Genomic DNA, 9,333 nt, shown 5'->3' on the forward strand with positions numbered 1-9,333 from the left:
GGTTCATTCGTCTCCTCCCCCCCAGCGGTCATGCCGGGCCATCACCATGTCGGCGACGCGGGCGAACTGGGCGAATGCCTCGCCCCGCTCGGTAACGATGCACTCCCCCCATTTCAAGATGTTGAACTCGTTGATCAGACGGATTTCATCCGCGCCACGGACCTCCTGCTGGCGAATCTGGCCCATGATCCCGCTGAAGGTTTCCAGGACGTCGCTGGCCCGCTGGCGCTGCTCGTCGGTTTCCGGCGGCGGAACCGCCGTCCCCACCATGCAGAAATCCTCGAGGAAAAGCCCGCCGCCGCTCAACCGGCGGCGGCGGATTCCGCCAAGCAATCTCAGGAGCTTGACCGAGCCGAGCACATGCTGCCGGCCCCAGCGGAAACAGATACTGACGAAATCCGAGATGGAAAAGGCCAGGGCGGTGTAGTCGGAAACACCCGAGGCGGAATCGAGGAAGATCAGGTCGTACTTCAACCGCAACTCGTTGCGGAAGCGACTCATCTTGGCCGGCAATCCCTCGCCGAAGGTGGGCAGGGCATCGCTGGGATCGTAGCTGAGCGGAGCGACCATGAAGTCGATGACCGCCGTATTGCCGCCGGGAATCGGGAATTCCCGCCGCAGGATAAAATCGGCCGGAGCCGCCTCCACCCCACTGGCGAGGTAACGGACGATGCTGTGCTCCGCCATGTCGTCATTGGTGATATCGGCCAACACCGCCATGCCCGGTCCATCGATATCCAGGTCGGCGACCAGGACGCGCATGCCTTGGCGGGCGGCGTGATAGGCCACGTTGGCGCAGGTGGTGGTGCGGCCGGTGCCGCCCTTGTAGGAGATGAAGGTATGGATGGATCCGGGCTTTGCCATAATGATCGCTACCTCTCGCTTCCAGCGAATTCAGCCAGCATCAACGCCCTGATATCCTCGGCCGCGCGCCGGACCTCTTCGGCCGACGCCTGCCCCGACGAGGCCGTTTCCAAGCGCTCGGCAAGCCCGGAAAAGACCGGCTCGAAGCGTCCCAGCACCCTGGACACCTCCGCTTTGAGCTGCTGGCTCATTTCAAGCCGCAGATCCTCGAAGGATTGCCGGACAAAGCGTTCGATCATCGCCCGGGCCCGCTCGCCGTTGATCTCGATGGAGACGGCATGGCGGGCGGTGACGTCCGCGACGATCTTCGCCAGTTCCGTGACCGAGATGCCGCCCGCCGCCGCCTGATGGGCTTCGGGGGCGGGGACGTCCGGCGCGGGCAGCCCGTCCTCCAGCCACTCCGCCACCCGACACAGCGCCTCGATGGCCCGCTCGGTCTGGTAGACGGCGAAATCGCCCTTCTGCGCGTACTTGTCCCAGGCGGGACATTTCGCCGCGCGGTTGGCCAACAGCCATTCCAGAGCCTGGTCCAGGCGGGGCCGCAGGTCGCCCGCCAGGTCGGGATGCCACAGCCCCAGCAGGGCCAGGGCCTTGACGTATTGCGGCAGGAACGACCGGTCCAGCAATTGGTTCTCGCCGCCGTCCTGCCCCGGCTTGAAGGCGCTGGCCGTCTCGAGCAGGATCAGGCAGCCGTTCTTGATCTGGTCGGACTTGACCTTGGGGTTCTCGAGGGTTTCGCCCAGACGGAACAGGGCCTCCTTCAACCGGGCGGGCTCCTCGTAATCGAGATAGAGCAACGCCATGATCACCCAAAGATTGAAGCTGAAGCCTTGGTCGAACTCGTCCTCCTGCACCGCCTTGCCGGTCCGGATGTCCACGTTGCGGCCGCCGAACGCCTGTTTCTCCTCGGCGGAATGCTGGCCGAGGATATGAATCCGGACCAGTTCCGTCTTCACCGTGGACAGGGCTCGCCGGAGCGTGGCCAGGCCCTCAACAACGCGCGGCGTCGCGAAATAGCGGCGGGAAAAATCCTTCATCTCGCAGAGATCGCTGAGCGTGTCGCAGGCCATCCAGGTGAAGTACTTGAACGGCCGGTCAGGGACATCGTGGTTGGTGAACGACCATCCCTTGGCCCGCCCGACCTCGTCGGCGACCACCGCCCTGGCAAGGATATCCAGGCAGTCTTCCATTATACCCCGCCCCACCCGGAGCCGCGGCTCGGAGGACGGTGCGCCGAAAACCGCCTCGCTCAGCACAACCAGCGACACGGCGTAGCACACCGTGTCGAGAAACGGGTGGCTCTGGCCCCTGCCGTCCACGATGGAAACATAGGGTGTTCCGCTGTATTGCCGGTCGTTCCCCATCCTCTCCAGCAGGTCGTAGACGTCCTGCTCCAGAAGGGGGCGGGGATAGATCTCGTCGAGCCGCCGCGCCAGATCGGGCTTCGTCCCGAAGCGGTTCCAGGCGATCAGATAGCTCAGAAGCCCCTCGCAGACGATGATGTCGCCCTTGCCGGGAACAGGAGCGCCGTCGGCGCCGCGCTCCACCATGTTGGCGGGATCCTCCCAGCCTCCCCGGGCATCCCGTTGCGCCTTCAGGTAGGACAGAGCCCCCATGACGGCCTCAACGACATGGTCGAGCGCCTGAGCGTTGTATTGCATGCAATCCCCCACAAATTCTCGCTAAAGATGCTTTGATTGCCGTATACACCCCCAAACACATCGTGTCATATATTTTTATTCTCATTGATTGTATACATGTTGACGCCAATTGCCTGCCGGCTGCCGTTTTTCGCCCGGTTGCGCCCCCGATCGCCAAGCGCCACCGGCCCGGAAGCCAGCCCGCCCCCACCCCCGAGGGTAGTGAATAACCCCCTCCGGGTAGGGCTTCTTATAACGAGTCCAGAGCGTTACGGCCCTGGTCCTACCGCTTCGCGGCCAGCCTGCGGAAATCTCAAGGTTTCCCGGCGGGGCGGCTTTGCGTGCGCTGCATGCCAATCCGCTTGCCCTTGGGCGCGAATCGCGTTACCTAAGCCCCCCAGGCCATTTTCGCGCGCACCGCGCGCCCCACCCGTTCGTCTAGAACCATCTCACCGTTTCGAGGGAACTCCATCCATGGCACGCAAGAAGATCGCTCTCGTAGGGTCCGGCAACATCGGCGGCACGCTCGCCCACCTGATCGGCCTCAAGGAACTGGGTGATGTCGTCATGTTCGACATCGCCGAGGGCATCCCCCAGGGCAAGGGTCTCGACATCCTCGAGTCCACCCCGGTCGAGGGCGTGGACTGCCGCTATTCCGGTGCCAACGACTACTCGGCGATCAAGGGCGCCGACGTTGTGATCGTCACCGCCGGCGTGCCGCGCAAGCCCGGCATGAGCCGCGACGACCTGGTCGGCATCAACCTGAAGGTCATGGCCGCCGTCGGCCAGGGCATCAAGGACAACTGCCCCGGCGCCTTCGTGATCTGCATCACCAATCCGCTGGACGTGATGGTCTGGGCGCTGCAGCACTATTCCGGCGTGCCCGCCAACATGATCGTCGGCATGGCCGGCGTGCTGGATTCGGCCCGCTTCCGCACCTTCCTGTGCGAGGAGTTCAACGTCTCGGTCGAGGACGTCACCGCCTTCGTGCTGGGCGGCCACGGCGACACCATGGTCCCGCTGGTCCGCTACTCCACCGTCGCCGGCATCCCGCTGCCCGACCTGGTGAAGATGGGCTGGACCACCCAGGAGAAGCTGGACAAGATCGTGCAGCGCACCCGTGACGGCGGCGCCGAGATCGTCAACCTGCTGAAGACCGGCTCGGCCTACTACGCCCCCGCCGCCTCCGGCGTGGCCATGGCCGAAGCCTTCCTGAAGGACAAGAAGCGCGTCCTGCCCGTCGCCACCCTGGTCAAGGGCGGCACCTACGGCCAGCCCGACGACGTGTTCGTCGGCGTGCCGGTGGTGATCGGCGAGGGCGGTGTCGAGCGCATCGTCGAGATCGAGCTGAACGCCGCCGAGCAGGCCGAGTTCAACAAGTCGGCCGACGCCGTGCGCGGTCTGGTCAAGGTCGCCAAGGGCCTGATGGGCTAATCGACAAGACACTCAAGGGGAGCGAAACCCGATGAACATTCATGAGTATCAGGGCAAGCAGGTGCTGGCCAAGTACGGCGTCGCCGTACTGAAGGGCGGCGTCGCCTACACCCCCGACGAGGCGGTGCAGGTTGCCAAGGAGCTGGGCGGTCCGGTGTGGGTCGTGAAGTCCCAGATCCACGCCGGCGGCCGCGGCGCCGGTCGCTTCAAGAACGACCCCAATGGCAAGGGCGGCGTCCGCGTCGTCAAGTCCATCGACGAGGTCAAGAGCAACGTCGACCAGATGCTGGGCCAGATCCTGGTCACCAAGCAGACCGGCCCGGCGGGCAAGGAAGTCAAGCGCGTCTACATCGAGCAGGGCTGCGACATCAAGCGCGAGCTGTACCTGTCCATGCTGGTCGACCGCGCCACCTGCCGCGTCACCATCGTCGCCTCCACCGAGGGCGGCATGGAGATCGAGGAAGTGGCCCACAGCCACCCCGAGAAGATCCTGAAGGTCGCCATCGACCCGGTCGAGGGCTTCCAGCAGTACCACGGCCGCCAGATCGCTTTCGGCTTAGGGCTAGAGGGCAAGCAGGTCAATACCGCCGTCAAGTTCATCGGCGCCCTGTACAAGGCCTTCATGGACCTGGACTGCTCCATCGTCGAGATCAACCCGCTGGTGGTCACCGGCGCCGGCGAACTGATCGCGCTGGACGCCAAGGTCAACTTCGACGACAACGCGCTGTTCCGTCACAAGGACATCGAAGAGCTGCGCGACGAGTCCGAGGAAGACCCGGCCGAGCTCGAAGCCGCCCGCCACAGCCTGAACTACATCAAGCTGGACGGCCAGATCGGCTGCATGGTCAACGGCGCCGGCCTGGCCATGGCCACCATGGACATCATCAAGCTGTACGGCGCCGAGCCGGCCAACTTCCTCGACGTCGGCGGCGGCGCCACCAAGGAGCGCGTCACCACCGCCTTCAAGCTGATCCTCTCCGATCCCAACGTCGAAGGCATCCTGGTCAACATCTTCGGCGGCATCATGCGCTGCGACGTCATCGCCGAAGGCGTTGTCGCCGCCGCCCGCGAGGTTTCGCTGAACGTCCCGCTGGTGGTCCGCCTGGAAGGCACCAATGTCGAGCTGGGCAAGAAGATCATGGCTCAGTCCGGTCTGCCGATCATCGCGGCCGACAATCTTGCCGATGCCGCCGAGAAGGTGGTGAAGGCCGTGAAGGAGGCTGCATAAAAATGGCCGTTCTCGTTAATGCCAACACGAAGGTGATCTGCCAGGGCTTCACTGGCGCCCAGGGCACCTTCCACTCCGAGCAGGCCATCGCCTACGGCACCAAGATGGTCGGCGGCGTCACCCCCGGCAAGGGCGGCACCACCCACCTGGACCTGCCGGTGTTCAACACCGTCGCCGAGGCCAAGGCCAAGACCGGTTGCAACGCGTCGGTGATCTACGTGCCGCCGCCGTTCGCCGCCGACGCCATCCTGGAAGCCATCGACGCCGAGATCGAACTGGCCGTCTGCATCACCGAGGGTATCCCGGTGGCCGACATGCTGGCCGTCAAGCGCGCCCTGCAGGGCTCCAAGACCCGCCTGATCGGGCCGAACTGCCCCGGCGTCATCACGCCCGGCGAATGCAAGATCGGCATCATGCCCGGCCACATCCACATGCGTGGCAAGATCGGCATCGTGTCGCGTTCCGGCACCCTGACCTACGAAGCCGTGGCGCAGACCACCGCCACCGGCCTGGGCCAGACCACCTGCATCGGCATCGGCGGTGACCCCATCAACGGCACCAACTTTGTCGACAGCCTGGAGCTCTTCCTGGCCGACCCCGAGACCCAGGCGATCATCATGATCGGCGAAATCGGCGGCGACGCCGAGGTCCAGGGCGCCGAGCTGCTGAAGCGCTCCAAGATCAAGAAGCCGACCGTCGGCTTCATCGCCGGCCGTACCGCTCCGCCCGGCCGCCGCATGGGCCATGCCGGTGCGGTGATCTCGGGCGGCAACGACACCGCCGACTTCAAGGTGGAAGCCCTGAAGTCCGCCGGTATCGCCGTCGCCGACTCGCCCGCCTCGCTGGGCTCGACCATGGTGCAGCTCCTCAAGGGCTGAACCGCTTAGTACCAAACGGTCCGGCGCGTCGCCGGAGCGCCGGACCGCCGGTGCGTCGGACCGTCTTTAATAAGAATAACAAAGCAGTTTGCGCCGTAAATGAGCGGCGCCCGGCGGCGCCGCCCGGCCCAAGCACGAAAGGGACGCGGGCTAGAACCTGCGTCGAATCCCGAACATGACAAAGCAGTTCGACGAATCGTCCTTTCTGAGTGGCGGCAACGCCGTCTTCATCGCCGAGCTTTACTCCCGCTACCTGGAAGACCCCGCTTCGGTCGATCCCTCGTGGGTCGCCTTCTTCCAGGATCTGAAGGACGACGGCTCGGAGCTCATTCAGGACTTCAAGGGGACCGCCGGTGCCCGCCGTGACGTCAAGATCATCGGCGCCGTCGACCCGGAAGCCACCGCCGCGGCCGCCGCAGCCGCAGCCGCCAAGAAGGGCGGCAAGGACGGAGCCAAGGCCGCCGCCGTTCCGGCCACCGATCCCGCCGCCATCCGCCAGGGCCAGATCGATTCGATCCGTGCCCTGATGCTGATCCGCTCGTACCGCGTGCGCGGCCACCTGATGGCCCAGCTCGACCCGCTGAATCTCACCAAGCGCGAGCAGCACCCCGAGCTGGATTACCGCACCTACGGCTTCACCGATGCCGATCTCGACCGCGAGATCTTCATCGACCATGTGCTGGGCCTGGAAAGCGCCAGGCTCAGGGACATCGTGCGCATCGTGCAGGAAACCTACTGCTCGTGCATCGGCGTCGAGTTCATGCACATCCAGGACCCCGACCAGAAGGCCTGGATCCAGAAGCGCATCGAGTCGATCCACAACCGCACCGACTTCACGCCGCGCGGCAAGACCGCCATCCTGGAACGCCTGACCGAGGCCGAGGGTTTCGAGCGTTTCCTGCAGATGAAGTACACCGGCACCAAGCGCTTCGGCCTCGAGGGCGGCGAAGGCGTCATCCCGGCGCTGGAGCAGATCTTGAAGCGTGGCTCGCAGCTGGGCGTCGACGAGGTGGTGCTGGGCATGGCCCACCGCGGCCGCCTCAACGTGCTGGCCAATTTCATGAAGAAGCCCTATCAGGCCATCTTCTCGGAATTCCAGGGCAACGCCGCCAACCCGGAAGATGTCCAGGGCTCGGGCGACGTGAAGTACCACCTGGGCACCTCGGCCGACCGCGATTTCGACGGCAAGATCGTCCACCTGTCACTGATGCCCAACCCGTCGCACCTGGAAGTGGTCGGCCCGCTGGTGGTCGGCAAGGTACGCGCCAAGCAGACCCAGTTCGGCGACACCGAAAGGAAGCGGGTGATGGGCATCATCCTGCACGGCGACGCCGCCTTCGCCGGCCAGGGCGTGGTGCCCGAGGTGATGCTGCTGTCGCAGCTCAAGGGCTACGCCACCGGCGGCACCATGCACATCATCGTCAACAACCAGATCGGCTTCACCACCGCGCCGCAATACTCGCGCTCCGGCCCCTATTCCTCGGACGTGGCCAAGGGCTTCCAGGCCCCGGTGTTCCACGTCAACGGCGACGATCCCGAGGCCGTGGTGCACGTGGCCCGCATCGCCACCGAATTCCGCCAGGAATTCGGTGGCGACGTGGTGATCGACATGGTCTGCTACCGCCGCCACGGCCATAACGAGTCGGACGAGCCGGCCTTCACCCAGCCGCTGATGTACCGCAAGATCGCCAGCCACCCGACCACCCGCGCGCTCTATTCCGAGAAGCTGGTGGCCGAGGGCACCATCTCGCGCTACGAGGCCGACGCCATCTTCGCCAACTTCCAGGCCCGCCTGGAGCAGGACTACGAAGCGGCCAAAAGCTTCAAGGTCAACAAGGCCGACTGGCTGGAAGGCAAGTGGCAGGGGCTGGTGCAACTGTCCGAGGAAGAGGAGTTCCGCGAGGAGAAGACCGGCGTCGCACCGGACGTCCTCAAGGAAGTGGGCCATGCCCTGGCCCGCACGCCCGAGGGCTTCAACGTCAACCGCAAGATCGTCCGCCAACTGGCCGCCAAGAAGGACATGGTGGACACCGGCGAGGGTATCGACTGGGCAACCGCCGAGGCCCTGGCCTTCGGCACCCTGCTGGTGGAGGGCAACCCCGTCCGCCTGTCGGGCCAGGATTGCGGGCGCGGCACCTTCTCGCAGCGCCATTGCCGTCTGACCGACCAGGAGACCGAGGACCGCGTCGAGCCCCTCAACCACATCCGCCCCGGCAACCAGGCCTATTTCGAGGTCATGGATTCGCCGCTGTCGGAAGAGGCGGTGCTGGGCTTCGAGTACGGCTATTCCCAGGCCGAGCCCAATACGCTGACCCTGTGGGAAGGCCAGTTCGGCGATTTCGCCAACGGCGCCCAGGTGATCATCGACCAGTTCATCAACTCGGGCGAGTCCAAGTGGCTGCGCATGTCGGGTCTGGTGATGCTGCTGCCCCACGGCTATGAGGGCCAGGGGCCGGAGCACTCGTCGGCCCGCTGGGAACGCTACCTCCAGCTCTCCGCCGAGGACAACTGGCAGGTCTGCAACATCACCACCCCGGCCAACTATTTCCACGCGCTGCGCCGCCAGCTGCGCCGCAACTTCCGCAAGCCCTTGATCATCATGACTCCCAAGAGCTTGCTGCGTCACAAGCTGTGCGTCTCCAAGCTCGACGACCTGGTCACCGGCTCGCGCTTCCGCCGCGTGCTGCCCGAGGTCGAGACCCTGGTGGCCGATTCCAAGATCCGCCGGGTGCTGCTGTGCTCGGGCAAGGTCTATTACGACCTGCTGGAGGAACGCACCAGGCGCGGCCTCAAGGACGTGGCCATCATCCGCGTCGAGCAGCTTTATCCCTGGCCGAAGGACACCATCAAGGCCCAGTTGGCCCGCTATCCCGACGCCGAGTTGCTGTGGGTGCAGGAAGAGCCGGCCAACATGGGTCCGTGGACCTTCGTCGACCGCCGCATCGAGTTCATCTGCGAGGAACTCGACATCAAGGCGAAGAAGGCCCTGTACTGCGGACGCCGCGCCGCCGCGTCGCCCGCCACCGGCCTCTACAAGACCCATGTGGCCGAACAGGAATGGATCACCGGCATGGCGCTGGCCGGGGAACTGGTCACCCTGCCCCAGCCGTTCCGCCGTGCCTCCAAGCTCTCCCGTCTGACCGCCTAGAAAGGGGAAATCAAGAAAATGTCCACCGAAATCAAGGTGCCCACCCTGGGCGAGTCCGTCACTGAAGCCACCGTCGCCAAGTGGTTCAAGAATGTGGGCGATGCCGTCCGCGCCGATGAGCCCCTGGTCGAGCTGGAGACC

7 protein-coding genes are annotated in these 9,333 nt (G+C 65.1%); 5 read left to right on the forward strand and 2 right to left on the reverse strand.

Going from position 1 to position 9,333, the window contains the following annotated elements; translation table 11 throughout:
- Nucleotides 1-3: 3 nt before the first annotated feature.
- Complete coding sequence (locus tag H261_RS21630; protein ID WP_008621971.1) at nt 4-864, reverse strand: ParA family protein; 861 nt, start codon at nt 862-864, stop codon at nt 4-6.
- Nucleotides 865-872: 8 nt separating this feature from the next.
- On the reverse strand, nt 873-2,525 hold the full coding sequence (locus H261_RS21635; protein ID WP_008621972.1) for a hypothetical protein: 1,653 nt from the start codon (nt 2,523-2,525) through the stop codon (nt 873-875).
- A 453-nt stretch (nt 2,526-2,978) separates the two neighbouring features.
- On the opposite strand from H261_RS21635, the gene mdh reads away from it, so the two are divergent.
- The 5 genes from mdh to H261_RS24215 all read left to right on the forward strand — a co-directional run.
- The gene (gene mdh, locus H261_RS21640; protein WP_008621973.1) at nt 2,979-3,938 is read left to right on the forward strand and encodes a malate dehydrogenase; all 960 of its coding nucleotides are present in this window, start codon (nt 2,979-2,981) and stop codon (nt 3,936-3,938) included.
- Between the two features lie 31 nt (nt 3,939-3,969).
- Nucleotides 3,970-5,166 (forward strand): ADP-forming succinate--CoA ligase subunit beta, encoded by a 1,197-nt coding sequence (gene sucC, locus H261_RS21645; protein WP_008621974.1) that lies wholly within the window; start codon nt 3,970-3,972, stop codon nt 5,164-5,166.
- A 2-nt stretch (nt 5,167-5,168) separates the two neighbouring features.
- Entirely contained in the window at nt 5,169-6,044 is an 876-nt protein-coding gene (gene sucD / locus H261_RS21650) for a succinate--CoA ligase subunit alpha (protein WP_008621975.1), read from the forward strand.
- 175 nt (nt 6,045-6,219) lie between these two features.
- Entirely contained in the window at nt 6,220-9,192 is a 2,973-nt protein-coding gene (locus H261_RS21655) for a 2-oxoglutarate dehydrogenase E1 component (RefSeq protein WP_008621976.1), read from the forward strand.
- 18 nt (nt 9,193-9,210) lie between these two features.
- A partial coding sequence (locus H261_RS24215) for a biotin/lipoyl-containing protein (RefSeq protein ID WP_008621977.1) occupies nt 9,211-9,333 on the forward strand: 123 nt, incomplete at its 3' end.

The organism is Paramagnetospirillum caucaseum, from assembly GCF_000342045.1.
In the GTDB taxonomy this organism is placed as follows: domain Bacteria; phylum Pseudomonadota; class Alphaproteobacteria; order Rhodospirillales; family Magnetospirillaceae; genus Phaeospirillum; species Phaeospirillum caucaseum.